We start from the raw sequence: 23443 nt of genomic DNA on the forward strand, positions 1-23443 counted from the left end.
TTGCCAAGGAGGCAAGTGCTTTTTCATTATTCATCTTCTTTACGAGAAGTAGAATTTGATGGCGAATTGGAACTTTGAGAGTTGGCTTTCGCATCATCTTTCTTTTTATCTTTATGATCAGTTTGTGAGTTGCTGTTCCCATTTGTACTGTCTGAGCCATCATCTGAAGAACCATTATTTCCGTTTTCGGTATTTCCGCCTTGGTCTTTATCCTTATCTTGATCTTTTTTGTCATCAGGCTTTTGCTCATCAGTGCCAGGTGGCTGATTTTTGTTATCGTCTGTTTGGTCTGTCTGCTCGTCGTCAGGCTGCTGCGGTTCTTCTTCTTCTTTATTCTCATCATCCGCTTTTTCTTCTTCATCAGCGTCATCCTTAATGGTGAGGAAGGTAGAAGCCGCTTTACTTGTGACATCCTCTACAGTGGCTGTCACTTGGAATTTATATGTGGAGCCAGGCTTCACATCAGAGATGACCGCTTCTTTAGCAGAGCTGTTTTGAATCTCTTTATAGCCGCCATTATCAACCGCTTGCTTGACATTAAATGTAGCATCAGCGTCGTCAGAATAGCCCCAAGTCAGTGTAATGGATTTTTTCTCTTCATCATACACCGCTTTTAAGTCAGAAGGCTTATCGGCTTCTTTTTTCTCATATGTGTCAGACACTTTGGTTGGAACTGTTCCTTTAACAAAGTATTCTGTTGTCTTCTTGTCACTTGGTGTATTCGGTCCGGCTAATTTTGCTGGATCTGAACCTTTTTCAACCGTAGCTTCGACGACACTGTCTGGTTTTTCAAATGAGCCGCTTCCATCATCAATTTGAGAAATTAATCGCTGGAAGACGATTTTGGCAACACGCTGCTCGTAATCAGTCAGCCACATTTTACCGTCTGCATCTTTTGAATTACCGATTCCAGTCCAAACGGCTGCTGTATATTGCGGCGTATAACCGACAAACCACGAATCTTTCGCACCGCCAGAAGGGATATTGTATTTATTAATATCATCTTGTGTAAAGTTCGTTGTACCGGTTTTACCAGCTACTTGAACGTTCGGTACTTGTGCAAGTGTACCAGTTCCAGATTGAACAGCAGTTTTCAGCATGTCTGTGATCATAAATGCTGTGTAATCACTCATCGCTGCTTTCGAGTCCGGCGTAAGGTCAAGCTTTGTCCCGTCATTAAATTCAACAGATGTGACAGCGTGCGGTTCGTTATAGTATCCGTTATTACCGAATGCACTAAATGCTCCAGCCATCTTCAGAGAGGAGACACCATCGTCAAATCCACCGATTGAGTAGGACTCTGGAATGTCAGAAGGTAAATCCATACCTAAGTTATTAGCGAATTGAACGGCATTGTCCATGCCAGCTTCTTGGAAAGCTTTTAGGGCAGGAATGTTACGTGATTGTGCCAAAGCACTTCTCATCGACATTTTCCCTAAATGTCTTCTGTCAAAGTTATTAATCGGCGTCCCGTTTGAGTACGTATATGGTGCATCATCAATTTGCTGATATGTTGACCATTTTTTGTTTTCAATGACTGGGCCGTAATCTAAGATCGGTTTAATTGTGGACCCTGGCTGGCGTTTTGCATCTGTCGCATAGTTAAAGCCGCCGGCTGGTACATCACGTCCACCGCCAATGGCGCGTATTTCACCATTTTTCGTATCAAGCAGGGTAACGCCCGCCTGCATACCTTTCGTAAATCCAACTGAATCTCCATTGATGATATCATCTAGGTGATCCTGTGCTTTTCGATCAAGTGATGTATAGATTTTTAATCCATCAGTTGATGCATCCACTTTAGCTTTTTTCTGTACTTCTTCCATCACTTCTTCAATGTAGGCAGAGTACTTACTAGAGTTTTGGCTCTTATATTTACTAGCTGAAACAACTGTCTTGTTGACAGGGGTTGCTTTTGCAACGTCATAATCTTTTTCAGAAATATAGCCTTGTTTTTTCATAAGGCTTAAAACGATATTACGGCGTTTTTCCGCTGCCTCTGGGTGTTTCACTGGGTTATAGGCAGAAGGACTCTGCGGCATACCTGCAAGAGTGGCAGCTTGTGCAACGGTTAGTTTATTTAAATCTGTGACTCCGAAAAATTGTTCAGCTGCTTTCCCCACACCATAAGCATAAGGGGAGAAGAAAATACGGTTTAAATACATTTCTAAAATTTCATCTTTAGAGTATTTTTGCTCAAGCTGAATCGAGAGCCATACTTCCTGTACTTTCCGTTTTAACGTCTTTTGATTGCTCAGGAGGGAGTTTTTCACAACCTGCTGTGTAATTGTACTTCCGCCTTCAGCGCCAAAGCCGTCCTCAACGTTTGCGACAAGGGCACCGCCAATACGGATTGGGTCAATCCCGTGGTGCTTATAAAAACGTGCATCTTCAGTCGCAATAAAAGCGTCTTTTACCACATCGGGTATATCTTTTATCGAGACATACGTTCTTTTTTCTGCACCAACTTCTGCAAACACTTTCTTGTCTTTATCATAAAGTTTTGAAGAGTATGGTGTTTTAAGCTTACTATCATCAATAGAAGGAGCGCTTGATGCAAAAACGGCAAAAGTTGTGATTCCGGCAACTAAACAAAGTAGACCGATCACGAGTAAAGATAAAAATATTTTTTTAAATAGACCTGCTTTCTTTTTGCCTTTTTTGTTCTTTTGCTTCTTATTGTTTTCTTGACTTGCTTTACGTCGCTGCTCACGACTTGTAAATTGATCAGACATCACATCTCAACCTTTCGTGTTAAACCTTTTTCGAACGTAATTGCTGCTTGCTTTCATCCGAAAAATGAAGTGTCTCCACTACTTTAATATAATCAATTCTTGGCGAATATCCAAGTGTCATTATGTGGCCAGCTTCCATTAATTCGTCTTTGCTAATGGATTTACGGCCGTTTTGCTTCTGCCGCTCCCAGAAGAAAAAGAGATCTGAAGCGGGCAAATAATAAACGGAGCCAAAAGCGGATATAATAACGAAACAAATGCCGCCTTGCTTTTCAACCTGTTTCATATGCTCAATTTGATGGTCGTGGAAATTTTTGAGCGGAAACGAGGTAGTGCTTTTGGTTTCCTTTGCTTCAAAATCGATATAGCGGCCTTTGTACACCCCGTTATAGTCTGTTGTGGAGGATTGTTTAAAATAGGCTTCTTTAATGACAGCAGCACTTCTTTTTGGATAATCCACATTCACAATTTGAACTGGGGTAGGCTTTTTATGAATGACTGCGATCCCGTTGACCAAATAGTATTGGTTCGTTTCATTTAAATCAGCCTCAAGCGTCATCCCGCGGTTACTATAAGAGGATTCGCCGCTGATTCTTTTTTTTGTCCCAATTTGTTGAATGGGCTGATACGATTTTCCGTTTGGATACCGAATCATCAAGTTTCAGCCTCCTTTTAATGCATTTTGTATTGGAGAGATCACCATGTTGTCCCAAGAAGAGCACATCATCACTCAGCAAATTTTGCGTGAAACGAAAGCAAAAAATAAAGACAACCTGACGAGGACAAATGCTTACAAGCGGTTTTATGACCGGCATCCAGAGATGAAATGGTCGCTGCTCGCTTCCTTTGTCTCGAGAAATGCAGGGTGGTCCATGACAGATTTAAAGGGCGAACTCTTCCATCCAGGTTTAACGGATCAGCAGGGGCATCTTTTTTTCACAGCATATGAAAGAGCGAATTGGCTGATCTTTTCGGATGCTTATCCTCAGCTTCTTTTGTATGAATGGTCTAAGAGATGCAGTCAACCTTTGTTTCATCTGCTGCCTTATTTCTCCGTGTCTCGTTTTATGAGCGCTGAGTGGAAACATTTTTGGCTAAAGCATGACACAGAGCGTCTGCTTTATGCACTCATCATAAATGAACAATATACTATACAATCTCCTATTATACAAAATCCTCTTCTGAAAAAGAATGTTTTTCACTCGATTCAATATCTTTTCAGCGAGTGGGGACATTTCCAAACCGTTGTTTTTCCAACGGTGGACGGGCATTTGTACGGCTTAACCATACGGAAGTTTTCCAATGTAAAGGAACGCATTACATTAGGTAAAAAACTAGCGAAACTATTATTTCGAGCCGATTTGTTTTCGGATTTTTATCATTTTTTGCATACCGTTCCGCATACTGGGTCTCGGTTTGATTTTGAGCCGTTTTTAGGGATCGCTAGAAGGTCAACACCTTTTCTTCGGACGGTTTATCCGGTGATGACACATTCATTAGACGATCAAAGGGAAGATTGGTTTCAAAAGAAATTGAGTCCATCTTTATTTGAGGCAGAGGCGCTGCCAAAGCAGATTGAGCTAACGGACTGGTATTTTCATAAAAAAAGACAGCTTCGTTTTCTTTTCTCATTAGAGCACTATTTTTTGCATAAATAAAAAGCAGGGGGTGCCTGCTTTTTTTACGTAGATGGACGATTAGGACCGCCGAGCTTTTTATCAAGCTGATCTGTACTGTTTTCTTTCCCTTTTGGATTTTGCTCTTTTGGTGCTGGCTTCTTTTTCATGAAATCTACCTCCTTTTGTCCTTAGAATTTACACAATCGGACGCAATCATACAAAGAAGGACAAGCATCTGTCGAAAAGGAAGAAATAGCGCTTATCTACACTTAGATTGGCGATTTGCTTCTAGTTTTGTCATGTGTGAAGGAGGGTGAGAAAGAAAAGAGAATGTAACGAGAGACGATAAAGGAGGAATCTGATGATGAGCGAATTTGTATCAAAAGAATCCATTATGCAGTTGTTAGAGGAAATCGAGCGAAAAATTGATGCGGTGGAAGCGGAGCTGTCTCTTGCTGTGAATCAGACAAAACGTGCAGCGATAGAAGAGCAAGAACAAATAATTGACCGCCTTGAATCAGAAGTAAAGGACTGTGAAGTGAAGCTTCATGCAGCCGAGTATAAACTGGCGGCAAGACCGGCATATCACGCCGGATAGCTTTTCTATTTGAGCAATAGGTAAACGTTTGATAGGATGGTTCATAGAGGTGAACACTTTGGATAATCAAACATTACTTGAACATACACAAAACTTGAGAATATGGATCGAAAAAGCGTATGAGCAGTACCAAAAGGGAAAGGCTGAAGAGGAGTACCCATCGTATGATTTTTATACGGATATTCAGCCAGCCGTTGATACATTTGATCAGAAAATGGAAGAGTGGCTCACCGCAGCTATTTCCTTTGTTCAACAGGTCAAACCTAGATATTTACACCAAGAACAGCTTGAAGCCGTAAAAGAAAATGGTAAAGAGGTTGTCCTGCAATCTTATTTTGGCAAACAGCATGCACCCCGTGTAAAAAATTTAGTTGAGTCAGTGGTTTACACACTGAACCTTTTAATAGAAGAAATCAAACAGCGCAGCTAAAGACATAATGCTGCGTTTTTCTTATGACTTCTTTAGGCACATCTTCTGCTTTTGATCATAATATATGAGTGACATCAATATGTGTTGAGAGCGAGAGGAGCGAGATAGATGTTCCCTTATTCAAACCAGCAGCCTTATGAATTCAATCAATTCAATCAAAGGCCTTTTCCGTATTCAGAGATGCAGCAGCAGCCTCCGCAGCCTCCAGACTATTTCATGCCGCCATATCAAGGTGGAATGAACCAGGCACCATCTACTGTTTATCAGCCGCCTTATGGATACCAAGAAAATGTGCCGCTTATGCAGCCGCCAGAAGCGATGAATCCACCCCAAATGCAGCCGCCAGGCATGATGCTCATGCAGCAGCCTATGAACCCATATCCTTTGCCAAGACCGCAAAAACAGCAGCCTTCTCAGTTTAAAAGTGTGCTGTCGCAATTCAAAAAGACGAATGGGCAATACGATTTTAACAAAATGTTTGATACAGCCGGCCAAATGATGAGTACAATGAATCAAGTAGGCTCATTGGCGAAAGGATTTACAAGTATTTTTAAAGCATAGTTAAAACCCAATAGATCGATCTATTGGGTTGTTTGCTTTGGCGCAGATACACGAAGCGATTGATCTTTCCACACACTTTGCATTTTCGTTTCATCTATTTTTGCCGGCATTAAAATGGTTTTGGTAAAGCTTGAATACGAGGAAGTCGTATCCGTTTTGATTTTTTCCTGCACTGATAAGTGTAAATATTGGGATTTTACTTCTAACGCAATGTCACCTTCGACAAAATGGTCTGGAAATTGAATCTCGATATAGACATTCTGTTCATCCTCTGTCACATCAGTCGTAATTGATGCAAGTGATTGCGATGTGGTCATGAGTGCCTCCGCACTATTTAATATCTCGTGAAACGGGGAGGATGCAAAAAATTGTTCAATCGCTTCATATAGCATATCTTCATTTGCCAGCAATTCATGTTTGTTTTCGCCATCTTGTTTCATTTGAATCACCTCTCATCTACAGCCTATGCAGAAAGGGCTCAGGCGGTTATCAATTGATGAGAGGAAAAAATTATGATTAAATAGTGTTGAATGAAGCAAGGTGTATAGGCGTAAAGTTTCTTACACTAAATAGATTTAGGAAGCAAAGCTTGAAGGGAGCAAATTGACATTGCTGAAAAAATTATTCGGTTTCGGAAAAAACCAAGATGATGTAAAGGAAGAAGTCATTTATTCTCCAGTTGATGGAGAGTTAATGGATATGACTGATGTACCAGATCCCGTCTTTTCTCAAAAGATGATGGGAGACGGCGTAGCAGTAAAACCAAAAAGTGGGACGATTGTGTCACCAGTAGAGGGTGAAATCATTCAGCTCTTCCATACAAAACATGCAATTGGCATTCGAACACTCTCGGGGCTTGAGCTTCTGATTCATATCGGACTTGAAACAGTTGGTTTAAATGGTGAAGGATTTGAAGCGCACATTAAAGAAGGGGATAAAGTGAAAATCGGTGACCCTCTCATTACGTGTGATTTAGAACTGATTGAAGAGAAAGCATCAAGTACAGTGACACCGATTGTGATTATGAATGGTGACCTAGTCGAACGACTTGATAAAGAACCAAAAGGCTCTGTAGAAAAGCAGATGTCCAAGCTCTTTACAGTGAAAATGAAATAATTCATGAATAGAAAAAACTACCCGTTAATAGGGTAGTTTTTTTATTGAGGATATTAATCCTCCATTGGAACCCAGCCTTGACTCGCTTCCATGACAGACCACAATCCTTCTGGAATGAGATACTTGTCTTTTTGGCTACGTTTAATGACGGTTTCAATCTTCTGTTCTCTGCCTTCTTTAATCTTTTTAGCCCAATCTGGGTCGACGATCAGCTCTCGTGCGACAGCAATCAGAGGAATCCCTTGATTGTAAGCATGGAGAGCATCTTCAGCTGTAATGACGCTGCCTACTCCAATAAGCGGAAGAGTATCGCCGCATCGTTCTTTTAGCAGTTCCATACGTGTTTTATTAGAATCTGCACCTCGTCTTGCTTTAGAGCCAATCTCCATTAAAGAGATATGCAAATAATCGAGGTTTTTTGTTTTGAGAACATCCACTAATGTAAACGTCTCTGTCATTGTTAAACCAGGTGTTTCAGGTTCTTCAGGAGATAACCGGTATCCAAAGATAAAAGGTTTAGCCGCATGTTCTTTGATGGCCTCTTTGACTGCATCTACAACAGCAATAGGGAAAGCTAGACGTTTTTCTTCATTTCCTCCCCATTGATCTGTACGCTGATTGCTATGAGGTGAGTAAAATTGCTGTAATAAATAACCGTTTGCTCCGTGAATTTCCACGCCGTCAAAACCTGCTTGAACCGCTCGTCTTGCCGCTTCTTTAAAGGAGTCGATAATATGAGTAATTTCCTCTTCTTTTAAAGCGCGTGCAATTTGTTTTCCATCTTTGAACACATCACTTGGCGCAACCACATCACCGTTTGGAACTAAATGAGGGAGAGCCTGTGAGCCGCCGTGATGAATTTGGATAATGGCTTTTGTTCCTTTTGCCTGGATTGCTGAAGCCAGTTTTTTCAGACCTGGTATATCTTCATCTCTTGCGATAGAAGGCTGTCCTTCAAATGCCTTCCCATCTGGAGTCACGTTCGCACATGCTGTAATCACCATACCCATTTCACTTGATCTAGCTGTAATGAAATCAATTTCGTCTTTTGAAATGGTGCCATCGTCATGAGAACCAAAGTGTGTCATTGGAGCAACCACTAACCTACCATCAATAGAGGCGCCTCCAGGAAACGTAAATGGTTCAAATAAAGGCTTAAATTCGTTTTTCACTCTGATCATCTTCTTCCTTGATAAAATCATTTCACTATAGAAGTGTAATGGATACTGTTACAACAGTTCAAAGTATTTGCTCATAAGCCCAACATCAAAAAATTGCCGCCTAGTCATGCAAACAAATATTCGGTACACTAGAATGAGAGGTGGACGCAATATGAAAAAGAAAACAATGAACGAACTGATAGAAGAATTAAAGAAAGACGAACAGGTAGAGCATTGGCATGAAATTGAAGCAAAGCCTGCACAGACCTCTCCCGTTCCTGAAAGAGTGGATGACAGGCTAAAAAAGGCGCTTGAAAAACGAGGCGTGAAAGAACTGTACATTCATCAAAAAGAAGCCTTTGAACGAGTAATGGATGGTGAACATGTTGTAACGGTTACACCAACAGCTTCAGGTAAAACGCTTTGCTACAATCTGCCTGTTCTTCAGTCGATTGCAGAAGACCAGACAAACCGCTCTCTTTATTTATTCCCAACAAAAGCGCTCGCGCAGGATCAAAAGAGTGAACTTAACGAGATCATCCACGAGATGGATGTTCCGATTCATAGTGATACATATGACGGTGACACCTCACCAGCCATTCGGCAGCGAGTGAGACAAGCAGGACATATTGTCATCACAAACCCAGATATGCTGCATTCAGCCATTTTGCCTCATCATACGAAATGGGTCAGCTTGTTTGAGAATTTGAAGTATATTGTCATTGATGAGCTTCATACATATCGAGGTGTGTTTGGCAGTCATGTGGCCAATGTGATTCGCAGGCTAAAGCGAATCTGCGCATTTTACGGAAGTGATCCGGTGTTTATTTGCACTTCAGCAACGATTGCGAATCCAAAAGAGCTGGCGCAGCAGCTCACAGGGAGCAAAGTGCATCTTATTGAACGAAACGGAGCGCCTAGCGGTAAAAAGAATTTTGTGTTTTATAACCCGCCAGTGGTGAATAAACCATTAAATATTAGACAAAGCGCTGCCACTGTCGTCAACCAATTGGCTAAAACATTTTTAAAAGAAAAAATTCAAACGATCGTTTTTGCTAGAAGCAGAGTACGAGTAGAAGTGATTTTAAGTCACATTCAAGAGCTTGTGAAAAAGGAAATCGGTCCAAAATCGATTCGCGGGTATCGTGGAGGCTATTTGCCAAAAGAGCGGCGCGTGATTGAAAAAGGGTTAAGAGAAGGAGACATTTTAGGTGTCGTCAGTACGAGCGCCCTAGAATTAGGGGTAGATATAGGTCAGTTAAAGGTATGCATTATGACGGGGTATCCTGGCAGTGTAGCGAGTACATGGCAGCAGGCAGGACGTGCTGGAAGGCGTCATGAGGAGGCGCTTATTATCATGGTGGCAAGCTCCTCACCCCTTGATCAATATATTGTCAGACACCCTGAATATTTCTTTAATAGACCGCCTGAAGCGGCCAGAATCAATCCTGAAAATCTCATTATTTTAGTGGATCATCTAAAATGTGCTTCCTACGAGCTGCCATTTCGGACGGATGAACAGTTTGGCGACATGGAAGTAGAAGATATTTTGCAATACTTACACGAAGAAGGAGTTCTTCATTTTAGCGGGAACCGGTATTATTGGTCAGATCAATCGTTCCCAGCGCATGGCATCAGCCTGCGGTCTGCAAGCCAGGAAAATGTAGTGATTGTGGATCAATCAGATGTAGCGAATGTCCGAATTATTGGAGAGATGGATCGATTCAGTGCGATGACATTACTGCATGATGAAGCGATTTATTTACATGAAGGGGTTCAGTATCAAGTAGAAAAGCTAGATTACGAGCATCTGAAGGCTTATGTGAAACAAGTGGATGTAGAATACTATACAGATGCTAATTTAGCTGTTCAGCTCAAGGTGCTTGAAATCGATCAGACAACAGAGAAAGAAGCGGTATCTGTTCACTACGGTGATGTCACTGTCAACGCAATGCCAACAATTTTTAAAAAAATTCGGCTCAGCACTGGTGAAAATATCGGCTCTGGTCCGATTCACTTACCGGAAGAAGAAATTCATACGAGTGCGGCCTGGTTTGAATTACATGAAGCAGAGCGGAGATTTGAAGAGAAAACACTTGAACAGCTGCTGCTCGGCATCGCAAATGTTCTTCAGCACATTGTACCAGCCTTTGTGATGTGTGACCGTTCAGATATTCATGTTGTTTCACAAATTAAAGCGGCACATACCGGTAAACCGACAGTCTTTTTATATGACCACTACCCTGGCGGAATTGGCTTAAGCAAAGAGGTCCAAGCTCGTTTCGATGAAATAGCAGGTGCAGCCATTCAGCTGATAGAGCGGTGCCGCTGTGAGAATGGCTGTCCATCCTGCATTGGCATGGAAATGAAAGAGGTGAGCGGAAAAAGCAGCATTGTTGAATTGATGTCTGTATTTTAAGGGGAAGGAGGAAGAGAGCTACTCATGTCATTAAAAGGGAAATTAAATAGAATGAAGAAGCACTTATCGCACAACCAGCCAAACGAAAAACGGCAAAAAGCAGTGGAAGGAAAGCCCCAGCCTGTGACGGCTGATAACATCCCTTTTTTAAAGGAATGGGAGCAACTGGGTGCAGCTCCATATCACTTTGAGGATTCCTTTTGTCTCATTCGAGAAGTCACCTATTCATTAGATGACAAGCATGGACTCTATTCGTTTGCGGAACTGTCAAAGATCATCGAGGCATGGAACAAAAGCGGCATCCAGCATTCACTATCGGCTAAAGGTTACAAACCGCATGAACTGTTTTTCTTTGATACAGAAACAACTGGATTATCTGGCGGGACGGGAAATATGATCTTCTTGCTTGGACATGCGCGGGTTTTTGCTGACAAAGTAGTGGTGAAACAGCACCTGCTCACAAATCCGGGAAATGAAGCGGCTCTTTATAAAAGCTTTCTTGATGAAGTGAACGTAGAATCGCTCGTTACATATAATGGAAAATCATTTGATTGGCCGCAAGTGAAAACGAGACATACTTTGTTGCGAGATCAAATCCCTGCGCTTCCAGAGTTTGGCCACTTTGATCTTCTGCATGGGTCAAGACGATTGTGGAAGCATAAATATGAACGAATGGCGCTGTCTGTGGTTGAAAAAGAAGAGCTGCACGTTCACCGGGAAGGCGACACACCAGGTTTTTTGGCACCGATGATCTATTTTCATTTTTTAAAGGAACAAAATCCGAAGCTCATCGAAGGGATTTTGACTCATAATGAATTAGACGTCCTTTCGTTAATCAGCCTCTACATCCATCTATCCAAAAAAATTCTATCTATGGATGCGGTAAAGGAGCACGATGAGAAATACGCGTTGGCTAGGTGGCATCTTGCGCATCGAGATGTACAGGAAGCTACGAAGCATTTGCGGGAATTAACAGGTGCTGATTTTGAACATGCCAATCAGGCGGCTTATGATCTCTCCTTACAATATAAACGGCTAAACGAGTGGGATGAAGCAGTTCGAATTTGGGAAACATTATTTGAATCAAGTGATGTCCTTTTAGCATTAAAAGCGGGTATAGAGCTTGCGAAGTGTAAAGAGCATCGCCAAAAAGATGCAAGGTCAGCTCTTTCCATCACGGAATCTTTATTATCTTTCTCATCGTTAAGCGAACGAGACACGGAAGAGCTTGAGAAACGAAAAAAACGGCTATTGAGAAAAGCTTGGCAATGAAATATTATTACCCGGGAAAGCGCAAAAAATGACAACGTTCGGCTCTCGGCCGAAAATAAAAAATGTTTAGCACTTTTATTGTAGAAAGGCCGCGAATCCTGTAAAATAACGTTAGATATTGAATGAGGAGCGTATAGCATGTATAAGGGTCTTTTCTACTTGTTTTTTCTTGTGGTCATTTTGGTCGCTTTTGTGTTTTCAAACTATAAAGATATTTTTCTTGCCAACTTTTAAAATAGGTTAATGCATTAGTACATGTACACCTCTTGATTCATACATTGTTAATGTAAGAAAATAAAGGAGAGGGGAATGCTACATGTACCATCATCATCATCATTGCCATCCGAATGTTACACAGCCAATTGTTCATCCGACGAATCATTGCTGTACACACAGCGAGTCAACAACAATTGTGCCGCATATCCACCCGCAGCATGTGACAAATGTTCACCACCATAATTTCAAACATGTTCACTACTTCCCGCATACGTTTTCTCAGGTGGACCCGGCAACACATCAACACTTTAACTGCGGTGGACCTTGCTGTAACAGATAAAGTGAATGGGACTTTTATAAGTCCCATTTTTTAAAAGCAGGTGAAGAAATGAAAATTATTGCTGTCACAGGGTACAAGCCGTTTGAGCTTGGGATATTCAAGCAAGACGAGCCTGCACTTCAATACATAAAAGCGGAGCTTCAAAAAAGGCTGACAGCCCTTATCGAAGAAGGTCTGGAATGGGTGCTCATATCAGGCCAGCTTGGGGCAGAAATCTGGACAGCCGAAGTGGTGTTTGAGCTTCAGGAGGAATATCCAGCGTTAAAACTTGCAGTCATTACGCCATTTTATGAACAGGAAGAGCGCTGGAATGAGCAAAACAAAGAATTGTACGAAGGAATTCTTTCACAGGCCGATTTTGTAGAAAGTGTCACGCATAGACCGTATGAAAGTCCGGCACAATTTAAACAAAAGAACCGCTTTTTTATTGAAAAAACAGATGGTCTTCTCGTCTTATATGATCCCGAGCATGAGGGATCGCCGAAGTATATGATTAGAGAAGCAGAAGCCTATACCGATTACCCCATTATGTACATCACAATGGATGATCTAAGAGCACAGGTTGAGGCGGAAGATCCGTTTTTTGATTAAAAGCAAGAGAAAATTTGACAACGTCACGTATTTCTGAAAAAATATACTATGAATTCACGATATGAGGTGAAAAAGATGCTTGCTGATAAAGTAAAGCTTTCTGCGAAAGAAATTTTAGAAAAAGAATTTAAAACAGGTGTCAGAGGGTACAAACAAGAAGAAGTCGATAAATTTTTAGATATGGTCATTAAAGACTATGAGACCTTCAACCAAGAAATCGAAAAACTTCAACAAGAAAACCTCCACTTGTCAAAACAGCTTGAAGAAGCTGTTGAACAGGGGAAAAGACAGCCTGCACAGTCTAATACAACAAACTTTGATATTTTAAAAAGACTATCGAACCTTGAGAAACACGTTTTTGGCAGCAAACTTTATGATTGAGTCTTGCTGAAAAAGCTTGTGTCAGATGTCATTGTCGTTTATAATAACGCTTATTGATTAACGTTCGGGTAATCGCTGTAATGCTATTTAGGGCATTGCAGAGGAAAGTCCATGCTCGCACGGTGCTGAGATGCCCGTAGTGTTCGTGCCTGGCGAAAAAATAAGCCAGGGCAGCCTGGGAAAGGCTGACGGCAGGAAAAATGCCTACGTCCTTTTTAGGATATGGCAAAGTATCCTTGAAAGTGCCACAGTGACGAAGTCTCACTAGAAATGGTGAGAGTGGAACGCGGTAAACCCCTCGAGCGAGAAACCCAAACTTGGTAGGGGAACTTTCTCAAAGGAACCAAACGGAGAGAAGGACAGAGAATTCTGTAGATAGATGATTACCACCTGAGTACGAGGCATTTGCCGTTTGCAGTACGATGGAACAAAACATGGCTTACAGAACGTTATATCCGTTATAATAAACATGATGAAAACAAAGCTCTCCTATTTCAACATATGGAGAGCTTTTATCTTGAATACATAAAAGGACGAGAAAACAGGTGATAAATCAATGAAAACCTATACACTCATCGCAACAGCTCCAATGGGGATTGAAGCAATTGTTGCAAAAGAAGTAAGAGACCTTGGCTATGAGTGCACAGTCGACAATGGAAAAGTAATTTTCAAGGGGGATGCTCTTGCGATTTGCCGTGCAAACCTTTGGCTGCGTACAGCAGACCGGATCAAGGTACAAGTTGCTGAATTTTCGGCAAAAACATTTGATGAGCTTTTTGAACGGACGAAAGCGATTGACTGGGCCGCTTTTTTACCGAAAAATAGTACGTTTCCTGTCATCGGGAAATCTGTGAAATCTCAGCTTGCCAGTGTGCCGGACTGCCAGCGCATCGTCAAAAAAGCCATCGCGCAAAAGCTGAAATCCTCCTACAACATTCAGTCTGAATGGCTTGAAGAGACGGGACCTGAATATAAAATCGAGATCGCTCTTTTAAAAGATAAAGCTGTGCTTACTCTTGATACATCTGGTGTAGGTCTTCATAAACGTGGATACCGCATGGATCAAGGCGGAGCACCTATTAAAGAAACGCTTGCAGCTGCGCTCGTCCTATTAACGAACTGGACACCTGACCGTCCGTTTGTTGATCCTTTCTGTGGATCAGGAACAATCGCCATTGAAGCAGCGATGATAGGACAAAACATTGCCCCGGGATTCAACCGGGATTTTGCGTCTGAATCATGGGAATGGATCGGTGAAGACGTATGGAACAAAGCGCGTGTAGAAGTAGAAGAAAAAGCAAACTATGACCAGCCGCTCCGCATTATTGCAAGTGATATCGACCATCGTATGGTAGACATTGCAAAAATGAATGCAGAAGAAGCAGGACTAAGTGAACTGATTGAGTTTAAACAAATGCAAGTAAAAGACTTTCAAACAAAAGAAGAGTATGGTGTGATTGTCGGAAATCCTCCTTACGGTGAACGACTGAGTGATAAACCAGCAGTTGAAAAAATGTATCAAGGAATGGGTGAAGCATTTAAGAACCTAGATACCTGGTCCATTTACATCTTAACGTCACACGAAAAATTCGAAGAATGCTTCGGAAGAAAAGCGACGAAAAAGAGAAAGCTGTTTAACGGTTTTATCAAAACAGACTATTATCAATATTGGGGAAAACGCCCGCCTAGAAAACAAACAACCGAATCGTAATAAATGGCCGCACCGAAAGAAGGTGCGGCTTTTTTGTGCTGAAAAGGTATAACTCTAAGCGAGAAGGAATAAACTGAACTTGATTTTAAAAAAAGAGGTGTCTTTATGATTCATTATGATCAAATTCAGTTAATCCAAAAAGCACTCACTTCGACTGCTCAAGAAATAGAAGGGCATGAAGGTGGACAATCTGCTCAGCTAACGGCAGCCATCGAAGATTTGGCACTGGCTCAGGCATACATAGAACGTTCTGAGCATGCATATTTAATGAAGGAAAGCTATCAACATCGCCTGCGGTCATAAAAAAAGATTGTTTTTCCCCAGCGTAAATGGTACTATTGAATGTCTGAATGATTCAAAAGTTGGGGGTTGAAGCAGGTGACAGCATCTCGTTTGCCTTTTTCATTATCAAAAGAACACAATTTTTACGAAGAACTGGGCAACTGGATTGGTGATGTGTTTTATGACATTTTGCCAGAAAAGGGCTTTGATCTTCGAGATGAACAAATATTCATGGCTTTTCAGCTAGAAAGAGCCTTTAAAGAAAAAAGTGTGATGTTTGCCGAAGCTGGGGTAGGCACAGGCAAAACCATCGTCTATCTATTATTTGCCGTCACATATGCAAGGTATACAGGGAAGCCTGCGATTATTGCATGTGCAGACGAAACGTTAATTGAACAGCTCGTTAAACAAGAAGGTGATATCTATAAAATTGCCAATCACCTTGATATTCAAATAGATGCGAGATTAAGTAAATCGCATGATCAATATTTATGCTTAAAGAAGCTAGAGAAAACGATGCAGCGTGAAGATGATGAAAAGTGGCTCGATATTTATGAATCACTGCCTTCATTTGTTCATGAATCACAAGGTATGCAAACCTTTTATCCGTATGGCGATCGAAAAGAGTATCCAGAGTTATCAAATGATGAATGGTCACGAATTGGCTATGACTCATTTCAGGACTGCCTGACGTGTGATATGCGTCATCGCTGCGGTCTGAATTTATCAAGAGATCATTACCGGAAAGCGACAGACCTCATCATCTGTTCACATGATTTTTACATGGAGCATGTGTGGACGAAGGAATCCCGAAAACGTGAGGGTCAGCTTCCGCTGCTTCCTGAGCATAGCTCCGTCGTATTTGATGAAGGACATCTTCTCGAGTTTGCCGCACAAAAAGCGTTAACGTACCGAGTGAAGCAATCAACGCTCGAAACATTTTTGGAACGTCTTTTGCAAAACGACATACGCGAAGAATTTGCAGAGCTTGTTGAAGATGCACTTGCAACAAACGATGAATTCTTTTATCTCTTAAAAACACATGCCAAAGAAGTCAAAGGCTCGCACCGGCTTGAAATTGGGCGTGTCGATGAGGTGAAGCGTTCTGCAAGCGAATTGTGTGACTTGCTTGAAAAAATCGGAGAAGCGCTCGTGTTTGAATCTGAAATGTATACGATCGATCAATACGAATTATCTGTTGTGGAAGAATACATTGAACAAATGGCGTATTCTCTATCGCTCTATCAAAAAAATGCCATTAGCTGGCTGGAAAAACAGGAATTAGATACGACATTTGTTGTGATGCCGAAGACGGTTGCAGAGGTACTTGGCGAAAAAGTTTTCTCGCAAAAAAGACCATATATTTTCTCTTCCGCTACATTGTCTGAGAATCAATCCTTTGATTATTTAGCTGAAAGTCTTGGGATTAAAGATTACTTATCAATGAGTGTCGCTTCGCCGTATGATTACGATGAACAAATGAAGATTTATTTCCATGGAATTCAGCAGATCGCTGAGCAAGAGGAAAAAGCACAGCAAGTGATCACTCAGCTGAAAGAAAATGGAGGGCGATCTCTGATTCTATTCCCTTCATTTGATGAACTCCATTTCTTTAGAAAACAGCTGGAAGCAGCAAATGAATCACTGCCGTTTGACGTATATTTTGAGGGGGACGAGGAAATCAGCACAATTGTTCAAAAGTTCCAAGCTGATGAGACGTCTGTGTTAAGCTCTGTTCATCTGTGGGAAGGGCTTGATATTCCAGGTGAATCATTAACGAATGTGATCATCTGGGGACTTCCTTATCCGCCGCATGATCCGGTATTTGAAGCGAAAAGAAATGAAGCAAAGGATGCACATGCTGAAGTTGACCTTCCGTATATGCTGCTTCGCTTACGCCAAGGGATCGGAAGACTGATCCGGACAAGCCAAGACGCAGGAAGCATTCATATATATTTTGATCGTAAGGAAGATACGGCGCTTCAAAGTAAAATTGAATCCGTCCTGCCAGTGAAGCCCATCATCACATCTTAATTAGCTGAAAACTTGTAAATGAGGAGGATACCGCTGTGTATCCTCCTTTTTCATTGACAAAAGAACATTCATTGAAGTAGCCTTGAAACGTACATACATATTATTGATTGGGGGAACAAACGCATGAGTCTTGAAGCAACTGAGAAAGCGTTTTATCAATTACTAGGGAAAATCGCCCATTATACAGAGGCGCTCCATTTACTTTATTGGGACTCTAGAACACAAGCGCCTAAAAAAAGTGCGGATTTTAGAGCGGAAACGATCGGTCAATTATCAAGTGATATTTTTAATATGAAGACTTCTGACGAAATGAGAGATCTTCTTCACGAATTAAACAAACATCGAAATGAGCTGTCAAAAGATACACAGAAGGCGCTCGAATTATCACAAAAAGAGTATGATGAAAACAGCAAAATTCCGAAAGAAGAATTTAAAGAATACTCGATTTTGCAATCAAAAGCAGAGCATGTTTGGGTAGAAGCAAGGGAGAAATCAGACTTTTCACTCTTTGCACCATACTTAAAACAGCTTATTGACTTTAACAAGCGTTTCATCCAATATTGGGGCGTGAAAAAAACGCCTTATGATGTGCTGCTCAATAACTATGAGCCAGATATGACGGTTGAACAGCTTGATCAAAAATTTGGTGCACTTCGTGACGCCATTGTTCCTCTTGTGAAAAAAATCGAAGCTTCACCTAATAAGCCGGATACTTCATTTTTATCGAAAAGCTTTCCAATCGATAAACAAAAGGAATTGAGCCTCTTTTTCTTAAAAGAATTGGGATATGACTTTGACGCAGGCCGCCTTGATACAACCGTCCATCCATTTGCAGTGACATTAAGCAGAGGTGACGTGCGTGTGACGACCCGTTATGATGAGCATGATTTTCGAATGGCGATCTTTGGAACGATTCATGAATGTGGTCATGCGATTTATGAGCAAAACATTGATGAAGCACTGAGCGGAACGCTTTTGTGTGATGGCACTTCAATGGGTATCCATGAATCACAGTCTCTTTTCTTTGAGAACTTTATCGGCAGACACGAAGACTTCTGGAAAACGTATTATCAAAAGCTGCAAGAAGCATCTCCTGAGCAATTTAAAGATGTTTCTTTAGAAGACTTTGTGCATGCAGTGAATGAATCGAAGCCGACTTACATTCGAATTGAAGCCGATGAACTGACGTATCCGCTTCACATTATCATCCGCTATGAAATTGAGAAAGCGATTTTCAATGAAGAAGTAGCGGTTGAAGACCTACCTGCACTTTGGAATGAAAAATATCAAGCGTATCTTGGTATTACGCCTCCTAATGATGCACTCGGTATCTTGCAGGATGTTCACTGGTCTGATGGAAGCTTTGGCTATTTCCCTTCATATGCCCTTGGTTATATGTATGCGGCCCAATTAAAACAACAAATGATTAAAGACTTACCAAATTTTGATGAGCTGATTCAAAATGGGTCTTTTGCACCGATAAAAGAATGGCTGACGGAACATGTTCATCAGCATGGAAAACGGAAAAAGCCATCTGAAATCATTCAAGATGCAACAGGTGAAGAATTAAATGTTCAATATTTAATCGACTACTTAACGGATAAATATACGAAACTGTATTTATCATAAAAGAAGGGCACCCTTTCATGAGAAGGGTGCTTTTTTGATGCTTGAATATTCTAAAAACGAACATTTTGTTCTGATCTATTATTTAAGTTCGGTATTTTTCTAGAAAAGTGCTTTCCAAGCGTCTGAAATCTTGTTATAATTTGAACACTATAACACTCATATAATCGCGTGATGATGGCACGCAAGTTTCTACCGGACACCGATACGGTCCGACTATGAGTGAGCAAATGAAACAGCTCTTGTTTGAGCTGAAGATCCGTTGATCGTTTTCGCATTGCTTGCTCCTCATGGACAGCAATGCTTTTTTTATGCAAAAAATCGAATGTTTGCCAATATGCTAGGGGGAAGAATGATGGAATTGTTACGTCAAAAAATTGAGAACGAAGGAATCGTTCTGTCAAATCAAGTGTTAAAGGTAGATGCTTTTTTAAATCATCAAATTGATCCTGTGTTAATGCATGAGATTGGGCAAGAGTTTGCTAGATTATTTAAGCATGATGGCATTACAAAAATCATCACAATTGAATCTTCAGGCATCGCACCTGCTGTGATGGCTGGGCTTGCTCTTCAAGTCCCTGTTGTGTTTGCAAGAAAACGTCAATCACTCACATTAACGGATAACCTGTTAACAGCCAGTGTGTACTCTTTTACGAAAAAAGTAGAAAGCACGATTGCTGTCTCAAATACTCATCTGAGTGAACATGATTGTGTGTTAATCATCGATGACTTTTTAGCAAATGGTGAAGCTGCGAAAGGACTTGCAGCGATTGCAAAGCAGGCAAAGGCGAAAGTAGCCGGATTTGGCATTGTCATTGAAAAATCATTCCAGCCTGGAAGAAATGCGCTTGTGCAAATGGGCTACCGCGTCGAGTCCCTCGCACGTATTGAATCACTTGAGGAAGGGAAAGTCACGTTTGTACGGGAGGTACAATCATGAGTGCCGCTAAAAAAGTCAAAACGCTCTCGCTGGGCATTCAGCATGTACTGGCAATGTATGCAGGTGCTGTTCTTGTACCGCTCATTGTTGGAGATGCGCTTGGGCTCACGCCTGCACAGCTGACTTACCTAATCTCTGCGGATATTTTCATGTGCGGGGCTGCTACATTGCTTCAAGTATGGAAAAATCGCTTCTTTGGGATCGGTCTGCCTGTTGTATTAGGCTGTACATTTACTGCGGTTTCGCCGATGATTGCGATTGGCTCTAAGTATGGAATTTCGTCTATCTATGGCAGTATTATCGCTTCTGGGTGTATTGTCATTCTTCTTTCTTTTTTCTTTGGGAAGCTTGTGAAATTTTTCCCGCCTGTTGTCACAGGCTCTGTCGTCACCATTATTGGGATCACCCTCATTCCTGTAGCGATGAACAATATGGCAGGAGGAGAAGGAAGTGCGGACTATGGTTCTTTTGAAAATCTAGGGCTCGCTTTCCTTGTACTGTTTATCATTGTACTGCTCTATCGATTCACGAAAGGGTTTATGAAGGCGATCGCCATTTTAATTGGTATTCTCCTTGGGACAGCAGTTGCTGCGTTTATGGGGAAAGTGGAAACAGCTGAGGTGGCAAACGCCCAGGTTTTCCGCATGATTGAGCCATTTTATTTTGGGATGCCGACCTTTGAATTTGCACCGATCATGACCATGACGTTAGTTGCGATTGTGTCACTAGTTGAATCAACAGGCGTTTATTTCGCACTAGGTGATTTAACAAACCGTTCATTAAAAGAAAAAGATTTGGCTAAAGGCTATCGGGCAGAGGGGATTGCTGTGTTATTAGGTGGAATCTTCAATGCTTTTCCGTACACAGCCTACTCACAAAACGTTGGGTTGATCCAGCTAACTGGAGTCAAGAAAAACCAAGTCATTGTCGTAACAGGGGCATTACTCATGTTATTTGGTCTTTTTCCTAAAATCGCTGCCTTTACGACGATTATTCCAAAGTCCGTTCTTGGCGGTGCAATGGTTGCCATGTTTGGTATGGTCATTGCATACGGTATTAAAATGCTCTCGCGCGTGGACTTTGCAAAGCAGGAGAACTTGCTGATTGTTGCTTGCTCCGTGGGAATCGGCTTAGGTGTTACCGTCGTACCGCAAATGTTTGAGCATCTGCCAGAATCGATTAAATTATTAACAAGTAACGGCATTGTGGCCGGAAGCTTTACCGCTATTTTGCTTCATATTATTTATCACATGATTCCTTTTAAAAAAGAAACCGGGCATGACCTGGTAGAAGAACCTAAGCAATCTGTTATGTAAACCCCTCTCCAAGAGAGGGGTTCAGATTATGGACAAAGAGCTAAAATGACCTTTTATTTTAGCTCTTTGTCTTCTTTTTAGCTTGATAAATGATAAAAAACCTTTGAAGTCCTAGGATCCTAGGAAGGAGCGTGTGAGGGTTTGTCTACAAGCTGAAAGCCCGCATCTTTTGGATACGGGCTTTTTGTGATTAGCACTATTAATGTTGTACCGGCGGCATTGTTTCGTTAATGACTGCAAATGTATAGCCCCTTGCTTTTAGCTGTATAATCAGGCTGTCTAAATAGTTTGTGGTAGAGGGTTGATCATGCATTAATATAACTTTTGGTTCCCATGGTTTATTTTTCTCAAACATTTGCAATTGATTCAATACCTCTGGAACATATTGTGAGTTTTTATATCTCCAGTCAAGGCTATCAATCGTCCAGTCCCAGTAAATAAAGCCATTTTGGTTTAAACGTACTTTTTGATGATATGTTAAATTTGGAACACTGCCATAGGGGGTTCTTACAAGACGGCTGTAGACGCCTGTAACAGAGGCAAGAATACGCTGAGCTTCTCTCATTTCATTTGAGGGAGACTCGCTGTTCTGATAAAAGAGGTTTATATCATGCGTCATGCCATGAAGACCTAATTGATGTCCTTCTTGATAAAGTCTTTTCACAGCTGATTGGTGTGCTTGGATTTGCGGTCCAAGCATGAAGAACGTCGCCTTCACGTGATGTGCTTTTAATACATTTAACAGCTGATTTGATGTAGCAGAAGGACCATCATCAAATGTTAAAAAGACCGTTTTATTCGTTGCCTGTTGGTTTGGATTGGACTTAAAATGTGTATCCAATGTTCTTGTAGACTGATCTTTTGCTTTCAGACTGATGCTTGTGTCACGGAAGTCACTGCTGGCAACATTTTTTGCATGCCCATTTGTCGCCTGCAAATGGGGTTTAGACATATCCCAGATAAAAAAGAGAAACAGTGTAAGAAGCACTAAACCAATTACCTTTGAGAGAAGTATCATGTTGTAGGGTGTCTTTTTTTTGGAAACCTTTTTCATTACAATCACTCCAGTCAATTAAATTTTGAGCCGAACCATGTTGTAGATTCTTTCTTTTTTCACTGTTTTTCTTGGTACACATATTGATTATGTATATAGTGGAAAAAATCCTTTTTTATATAGAAAATTCAAATGAATTAGAAATTTATGGTTGTTACTTTGTGTTGATCAGCAAAAAAAGGTGATCCATTCATGTTTAAATAAAATCATTCTGAATAATGATTGAACCGTTAATATTTATACGCTAAGATAGCAGCAGATTTGACCATTAATTCGAAGCGAAAGGGAGATTCCTTATGAAAGTGTTGTATAATGACGATTTCATTGAAAAAAGGGTGCTTATGTGAAAAGTGGAGACAGAGGCGATTAATCTCAAAAAACATAGAGAAAAGCTCGTAACACTACAAAATAAAGAAGATATCGGCAAATTCGCTCTTACCATACAACGACTAGAGAAGGATTTAAACAATATGTGTCCGGTTTTCTTTTCTAGATAACTGTACACAAAGTCAAAATCATACCAAGCAAATTCATCGCATATTTGGCAAGACTAGATGAAGTAAACTACCTAAGACTCACTGAAATAAATAAAAGCAACTATGCAAAGCGGAGAGAAATAAAGAACGCGTCTTTGCGGATGCAAAAGAAAAGCATAGTATGCGTTGGGCGAAACTTCGTGTACTAAAAAAATTTCAATGCAAGCGATGCTTACTCTCGCTGCCATGAATCTTAAAAAATTAGCTAACTAGACATGGAAAACACTATGTCCAGCGTAAACCCTTTATAATGATAGTGAAAACCCCACTTTTATTTAAAGTAAAGGGAGGTTCTACGGCCTGAACACTTCTCTTTTAGAAGTGTTTTTTTGCATAAAAAAAGCAGGTTCGCTTGGCTTAGAACGAACCTGTGAAGGAGGAAAACTACATCATGTTTTCACCTATATTATCCAATATTTATCAATTGTCGTCAAGACAAAAAGTTAGACGGAGGAAAATATTTTGACTGAATTGTGACGTTTTGGCATGTATATCCTTTTTTCGAT

General features: G+C 41.0%; 22 protein-coding genes, 1 other RNA gene, 1 pseudogene and 1 riboswitch. Of the genes and pseudogenes, 18 read left to right on the top strand and 6 right to left on the bottom strand.

Going from position 1 to position 23443, the window contains the following annotated elements; all coding sequences use genetic code 11:
- Positions 1 to 26: 26 nt before the first annotated feature.
- Entirely contained in the window at positions 27 to 2735 is a 2709-nt protein-coding gene (locus tag QSJ46_RS08270) for a PBP1A family penicillin-binding protein (RefSeq protein WP_047203236.1), read from the bottom strand.
- A gap of 19 nt (positions 2736 to 2754) precedes the next feature.
- The gene (recU, locus tag QSJ46_RS08275) at positions 2755 to 3390 is read right to left on the bottom strand and encodes a Holliday junction resolvase RecU (RefSeq protein ID WP_058837936.1); all 636 of its coding nucleotides are present in this window, start codon (positions 3388 to 3390) and stop codon (positions 2755 to 2757) included.
- Positions 3391 to 3436: 46 nt separating this feature from the next.
- On the opposite strand from recU, the gene QSJ46_RS08280 reads away from it, so the two are divergent.
- Positions 3437 to 4393 carry a DUF2515 domain-containing protein gene (locus QSJ46_RS08280; protein WP_107163434.1) on the top strand — a complete coding sequence of 319 codons (957 nt, stop codon included), beginning with the start codon at positions 3437 to 3439 and terminating at the stop codon, positions 4391 to 4393.
- Positions 4394 to 4416: 23 nt separating this feature from the next.
- Here QSJ46_RS08280 and sspM read toward each other — a convergent pair whose 3' ends face one another.
- On the bottom strand, positions 4417 to 4521 hold the full coding sequence (gene sspM / locus QSJ46_RS08285; RefSeq protein ID WP_039179471.1) for an acid-soluble spore protein SspM: 105 nt from the start codon (positions 4519 to 4521) through the stop codon (positions 4417 to 4419).
- A 197-nt stretch (positions 4522 to 4718) separates the two neighbouring features.
- On the opposite strand from sspM, the gene QSJ46_RS08290 reads away from it, so the two are divergent.
- The 3 genes from QSJ46_RS08290 to QSJ46_RS08300 all read left to right on the top strand — a co-directional run bounded on the left by QSJ46_RS08290 (position 4719) and on the right by QSJ46_RS08300 (position 5943).
- On the top strand, positions 4719 to 4952 hold the full coding sequence (locus tag QSJ46_RS08290) for a DUF5446 family protein (protein ID WP_224928722.1): 234 nt from the start codon (positions 4719 to 4721) through the stop codon (positions 4950 to 4952).
- A 49-nt stretch (positions 4953 to 5001) separates the two neighbouring features.
- Entirely contained in the window at positions 5002 to 5382 is a 381-nt protein-coding gene (locus QSJ46_RS08295; RefSeq protein WP_228280239.1) for a YppE family protein, read from the top strand.
- 108 nt (positions 5383 to 5490) lie between these two features.
- Complete coding sequence (locus QSJ46_RS08300; protein ID WP_107163436.1) at positions 5491 to 5943, top strand: YppG family protein; 453 nt, start codon at positions 5491 to 5493, stop codon at positions 5941 to 5943.
- A gap of 20 nt (positions 5944 to 5963) precedes the next feature.
- On the opposite strand, the gene QSJ46_RS08305 is transcribed toward QSJ46_RS08300, so the two are convergent.
- The gene (locus QSJ46_RS08305) at positions 5964 to 6383 is read right to left on the bottom strand and encodes an Hsp20/alpha crystallin family protein (RefSeq protein ID WP_285604547.1); all 420 of its coding nucleotides are present in this window, start codon (positions 6381 to 6383) and stop codon (positions 5964 to 5966) included.
- Between the two features lie 169 nt (positions 6384 to 6552).
- Between QSJ46_RS08305 and QSJ46_RS08310 the strand changes: the two genes are divergently transcribed.
- Positions 6553 to 7059 carry a PTS sugar transporter subunit IIA gene (locus QSJ46_RS08310; RefSeq protein WP_039183169.1) on the top strand — a complete coding sequence of 169 codons (507 nt, stop codon included), beginning with the start codon at positions 6553 to 6555 and terminating at the stop codon, positions 7057 to 7059.
- Positions 7060 to 7112: 53 nt separating this feature from the next.
- Here QSJ46_RS08310 and QSJ46_RS08315 read toward each other — a convergent pair whose 3' ends face one another.
- A complete protein-coding gene (locus tag QSJ46_RS08315; protein WP_285604610.1) occupies positions 7113 to 8231 on the bottom strand; it encodes an NADH-dependent flavin oxidoreductase in 1119 nt (372 codons plus the stop codon).
- Between the two features lie 160 nt (positions 8232 to 8391).
- Here QSJ46_RS08315 and QSJ46_RS08320 point away from each other — a divergent pair, with 160 nt between their 5' ends.
- The 12 genes from QSJ46_RS08320 (at position 8392) to pbuX (ending at position 21347) form a co-directional block, all read left to right on the top strand.
- Positions 8392 to 10638 (top strand): DEAD/DEAH box helicase, encoded by a 2247-nt coding sequence (locus tag QSJ46_RS08320; RefSeq protein WP_285604548.1) that lies wholly within the window; start codon positions 8392 to 8394, stop codon positions 10636 to 10638.
- A 24-nt stretch (positions 10639 to 10662) separates the two neighbouring features.
- The gene (locus QSJ46_RS08325) at positions 10663 to 11910 is read left to right on the top strand and encodes a ribonuclease H-like domain-containing protein (protein WP_285604549.1); all 1248 of its coding nucleotides are present in this window, start codon (positions 10663 to 10665) and stop codon (positions 11908 to 11910) included.
- A gap of 316 nt (positions 11911 to 12226) precedes the next feature.
- The gene (locus QSJ46_RS08330; protein ID WP_202738889.1) at positions 12227 to 12466 is read left to right on the top strand and encodes a CotD family spore coat protein; all 240 of its coding nucleotides are present in this window, start codon (positions 12227 to 12229) and stop codon (positions 12464 to 12466) included.
- 48 nt (positions 12467 to 12514) lie between these two features.
- Positions 12515 to 13057 carry an SLOG family protein gene (locus QSJ46_RS08335; RefSeq protein ID WP_047203245.1) on the top strand — a complete coding sequence of 181 codons (543 nt, stop codon included), beginning with the start codon at positions 12515 to 12517 and terminating at the stop codon, positions 13055 to 13057.
- A 75-nt stretch (positions 13058 to 13132) separates the two neighbouring features.
- The gene (gpsB, locus tag QSJ46_RS08340; RefSeq protein WP_012010336.1) at positions 13133 to 13438 is read left to right on the top strand and encodes a cell division regulator GpsB; all 306 of its coding nucleotides are present in this window, start codon (positions 13133 to 13135) and stop codon (positions 13436 to 13438) included.
- A gap of 60 nt (positions 13439 to 13498) precedes the next feature.
- Positions 13499 to 13885: RNase P RNA component class B (gene rnpB / locus QSJ46_RS08345), an RNA gene on the top strand.
- Between the two features lie 109 nt (positions 13886 to 13994).
- Complete coding sequence (locus tag QSJ46_RS08350) at positions 13995 to 15149, top strand: THUMP domain-containing class I SAM-dependent RNA methyltransferase (protein WP_039179443.1); 1155 nt, start codon at positions 13995 to 13997, stop codon at positions 15147 to 15149.
- 105 nt (positions 15150 to 15254) lie between these two features.
- Positions 15255 to 15452: a hypothetical protein gene (locus tag QSJ46_RS08355; RefSeq protein WP_285604550.1), complete on the top strand. Its 198-nt coding sequence runs from the start codon at positions 15255 to 15257 to the stop codon at positions 15450 to 15452.
- A 75-nt stretch (positions 15453 to 15527) separates the two neighbouring features.
- Positions 15528 to 17465: an ATP-dependent DNA helicase gene (locus QSJ46_RS08360; protein WP_285604551.1), complete on the top strand. Its 1938-nt coding sequence runs from the start codon at positions 15528 to 15530 to the stop codon at positions 17463 to 17465.
- Between the two features lie 123 nt (positions 17466 to 17588).
- Positions 17589 to 19094 carry a carboxypeptidase M32 gene (locus QSJ46_RS08365; RefSeq protein ID WP_039179434.1) on the top strand — a complete coding sequence of 502 codons (1506 nt, stop codon included), beginning with the start codon at positions 17589 to 17591 and terminating at the stop codon, positions 19092 to 19094.
- A 136-nt stretch (positions 19095 to 19230) separates the two neighbouring features.
- Positions 19231 to 19330, top strand: a riboswitch (purine riboswitch).
- Between the two features lie 116 nt (positions 19331 to 19446).
- Positions 19447 to 20031, top strand: coding sequence for a xanthine phosphoribosyltransferase (gene xpt / locus QSJ46_RS08370; RefSeq protein ID WP_047203248.1), 585 nt, complete (start codon positions 19447 to 19449; stop codon positions 20029 to 20031).
- The gene (pbuX, locus tag QSJ46_RS08375; protein WP_285604552.1) at positions 20028 to 21347 is read left to right on the top strand and encodes a xanthine permease PbuX; all 1320 of its coding nucleotides are present in this window, start codon (positions 20028 to 20030) and stop codon (positions 21345 to 21347) included. Before xpt ends, pbuX begins: the two co-directional genes overlap by 4 nt.
- A gap of 199 nt (positions 21348 to 21546) precedes the next feature.
- Here pbuX and QSJ46_RS08380 read toward each other — a convergent pair whose 3' ends face one another.
- Complete coding sequence (locus QSJ46_RS08380; protein WP_285604553.1) at positions 21547 to 22401, bottom strand: polysaccharide deacetylase family protein; 855 nt, start codon at positions 22399 to 22401, stop codon at positions 21547 to 21549.
- 424 nt (positions 22402 to 22825) lie between these two features.
- Between QSJ46_RS08380 and QSJ46_RS08385 the strand changes: the two are divergent.
- A pseudogene (locus QSJ46_RS08385) lies at positions 22826 to 23150 on the top strand (transposase); the annotation flags it as partial.
- Positions 23151 to 23443 lie beyond the last annotated feature (293 nt).

This window comes from Bacillus sp. YKCMOAS1 (assembly GCF_030268125.1).
Taxonomy (GTDB): domain Bacteria; phylum Bacillota; class Bacilli; order Bacillales; family Bacillaceae; genus Bacillus; species Bacillus safensis.

Coding starts and splice junctions, on each gene's coding strand:
- QSJ46_RS08270 (WP_047203236.1), bottom strand. CDS start 2,735: ATGTCTGATCAATTTACAAGTCGTGAGCAGCGACGTAAAGCAAGTCAA.
- recU (WP_058837936.1), bottom strand. CDS start 3,390: ATGATTCGGTATCCAAACGGAAAATCGTATCAGCCCATTCAACAAATT.
- QSJ46_RS08280 (WP_107163434.1), top strand. CDS start 3,437: ATGTTGTCCCAAGAAGAGCACATCATCACTCAGCAAATTTTGCGTGAA.
- sspM (WP_039179471.1), bottom strand. CDS start 4,521: ATGAAAAAGAAGCCAGCACCAAAAGAGCAAAATCCAAAAGGGAAAGAA.
- QSJ46_RS08290 (WP_224928722.1), top strand. CDS start 4,719: ATGAGCGAATTTGTATCAAAAGAATCCATTATGCAGTTGTTAGAGGAA.
- QSJ46_RS08300 (WP_107163436.1), top strand. CDS start 5,491: ATGTTCCCTTATTCAAACCAGCAGCCTTATGAATTCAATCAATTCAAT.
- QSJ46_RS08305 (WP_285604547.1), bottom strand. CDS start 6,383: ATGAAACAAGATGGCGAAAACAAACATGAATTGCTGGCAAATGAAGAT.
- QSJ46_RS08320 (WP_285604548.1), top strand. CDS start 8,392: ATGAAAAAGAAAACAATGAACGAACTGATAGAAGAATTAAAGAAAGAC.
- QSJ46_RS08325 (WP_285604549.1), top strand. CDS start 10,663: ATGTCATTAAAAGGGAAATTAAATAGAATGAAGAAGCACTTATCGCAC.
- QSJ46_RS08330 (WP_202738889.1), top strand. CDS start 12,227: ATGTACCATCATCATCATCATTGCCATCCGAATGTTACACAGCCAATT.
- QSJ46_RS08335 (WP_047203245.1), top strand. CDS start 12,515: ATGAAAATTATTGCTGTCACAGGGTACAAGCCGTTTGAGCTTGGGATA.
- gpsB (WP_012010336.1), top strand. CDS start 13,133: ATGCTTGCTGATAAAGTAAAGCTTTCTGCGAAAGAAATTTTAGAAAAA.
- QSJ46_RS08350 (WP_039179443.1), top strand. CDS start 13,995: ATGAAAACCTATACACTCATCGCAACAGCTCCAATGGGGATTGAAGCA.
- QSJ46_RS08355 (WP_285604550.1), top strand. CDS start 15,255: ATGATTCATTATGATCAAATTCAGTTAATCCAAAAAGCACTCACTTCG.
- QSJ46_RS08365 (WP_039179434.1), top strand. CDS start 17,589: ATGAGTCTTGAAGCAACTGAGAAAGCGTTTTATCAATTACTAGGGAAA.
- xpt (WP_047203248.1), top strand. CDS start 19,447: ATGGAATTGTTACGTCAAAAAATTGAGAACGAAGGAATCGTTCTGTCA.
- pbuX (WP_285604552.1), top strand. CDS start 20,028: ATGAGTGCCGCTAAAAAAGTCAAAACGCTCTCGCTGGGCATTCAGCAT.
- QSJ46_RS08380 (WP_285604553.1), bottom strand. CDS start 22,401: ATGAAAAAGGTTTCCAAAAAAAAGACACCCTACAACATGATACTTCTC.